This is a genomic window from Moorena sp. SIO4A1 (assembly GCF_010672065.1).
In the GTDB taxonomy this organism is placed as follows: domain Bacteria; phylum Cyanobacteriota; class Cyanobacteriia; order Cyanobacteriales; family Coleofasciculaceae; genus Moorena.
This window is the reverse complement of the sequence record NZ_JAAHHX010000472.1, coordinates 1-1,821: the sequence shown is the minus strand read 5'-3', so window position 1 is coordinate 1,821 and position 1,821 is coordinate 1. Positions and strand designations below refer to the sequence as shown.

General features: G+C 45.2%; 2 protein-coding genes. One reads left to right on the top strand and one right to left on the bottom strand.

Annotated features, from left to right (window positions below):
• Positions 1–389, top strand: a 389-nt coding sequence (gene folE / locus F6K53_RS39615) for a GTP cyclohydrolase I FolE (protein WP_293085484.1), incomplete at its 5' end; no start/stop codon positions are given.
• A 719-nt stretch (positions 390–1,108) separates the two neighbouring features.
• Here folE and F6K53_RS39610 read toward each other — a convergent pair.
• Positions 1,109–1,306, bottom strand: coding sequence for a hypothetical protein (locus tag F6K53_RS39610; RefSeq protein ID WP_081431101.1), 198 nt, complete (start codon positions 1,304–1,306; stop codon positions 1,109–1,111).
• Positions 1,307–1,821: the final 515 nt, after the last annotated feature.

The following is a 1,821-nucleotide window of genomic DNA, read 5'->3' as shown; positions in this document are numbered from 1 at the left end:
ATGAAATGGTACTCGTGCGGGATATCAATTTCTTTAGCCTCTGTGAACACCACATGTTGCCATTTATGGGTAAGGCTCACGTCGCCTATATCCCTAACCAAAAAGTGGTAGGACTCAGTAAAATAGCCCGTGTGGTCGAGATGTATGCACGGCGACTGCAAGTTCAGGAACGGCTGACTCGCCAGATTGCCGAAGCCATTCAAGCTGTCTTGGATCCAAAGGGTGTGGCTGTGGTGATGGAAGCTACCCATATGTGCATGGTGATGCGCGGTGTGCAAAAACCAGGGTCTTGGACCGCTACCAGTGCGATGGTCGGGATTTTTCAAGAGGATCAAAAAACTCGTGAGGAATTCCTCAACCTAATTCGCCATCAGCCGAATTTCTTTTAGGGGTTTGACTTAAACGGTTAACTAATCCTACTCAAAAAGTCATTAGTCATTAGTAATTAGAACTCTGGGAAAATTAACGTTTAGCTCAGACCTGACCAACAGTAGAGCCATGATTTTCAGCAGAGTTCTATTAGTCCTTAGCTTCAACCGCGAGAAGCCTCACAACGAACATGGGATGAATCGCGGACAGAGTTTTTTTACCAAGCAGGGAACTCAAAATCGTTTATATCGCCTATATCGTCTATAATGAAAGTAGTAGGGTAAATCAAATTAAGAGCTAACCGCCACCTACGTGCTTAAAATAGAACTCATTATATTGTTCCGGTGGGTCGGGGCATCCCGGAGACGAAACCTTAGAAGAGCGATGCAGCGCGGTCTTGGGGAGCCAGTGCGGTCTTGGGGGTCTCCCCCATGAGCAACTGGCGTGGTTTCCCCCACTCGCGCTTTGCATCAAGACAGGGTCGCCTTAATCAATAAGTTTTAACCCTTTACCCATAGCCTGCTAACCATAAAGGCTCCACTCTTTAAGCGGTAACTTCTGACCGTATCGTTAATAAAGTAACCCGTGTATCCGTTCGCGCAGCGTCGGCGAAAGCCGATACCGTTGGGTGGAGTTGGTAAGAAGCCCACACTTTAATCTTTGATAAGCGTGTGGGAGTATGTAACTAACGGTAGTTACTGATGACAGATGAGTAATTACTAATGACTTACCTTAGCCACTAGTTAACAACATCCTCCCTAATAGTCTCCACATCAAACATTATGGAAAATTTTGCCTCAGGCATCATCTGCTTTAAAACCCGTAGATGTTCTTCAGCATTGCCGCGCCGTCGGAATCGGCCAACGGTGATATTACTGAGCTTGGGTTGCAGAAGGACAATGATCCAGGGATTGAGCTTTTCTTTATAATTCAACATAGGTTTTCCTTATAGGTTTTCCTTGAGACACTTGAATTTGGGGCCAAATTACTTTCCACTACCATCAGCGACCCATCTTTACACCTTGGAAAGCTCGTGAGATGGGGTAAACCATGTGCAGAGGCTTACTTGGGCAAACAGCCCCTCATGATCAGCGGGCAGGATTGATGACCGGAATTATTAGTACATATGTACTAATAAATGCGTGGGATTGAACGCAGCGTGACAGTTCTGCTTATTTTTTGTCTAATTCTTCTCACTTTTTGTCTAATCAGTTATAATAGACGAGCAAGTAATGGTGAATTAAAGTCTATTAAAGTTGATGACCAAAGCCGAAAATGCACCGGTTAACGACAGTAGACATCAAACCTCCTGTGGATAGAGCAATCAAAATCAGAAATTTGGCTGGGGCATCCCGTCATAACTAGAGCTTGCCTTATACCCGAACACGGAAGCGTTTCTGTAAGGAAATAGCGATGGCTGGGGTTGGCGAGAAGCCTACACATACTCGAAAC

Bases quoted from the DNA above. Each gene is read 5' to 3' on its own strand.
- F6K53_RS39610 (WP_081431101.1), bottom strand. From the start codon at position 1,306: ATGTTGAATTATAAAGAAAAGCTCAATCCCTGGATCATTGTCCTTCTG.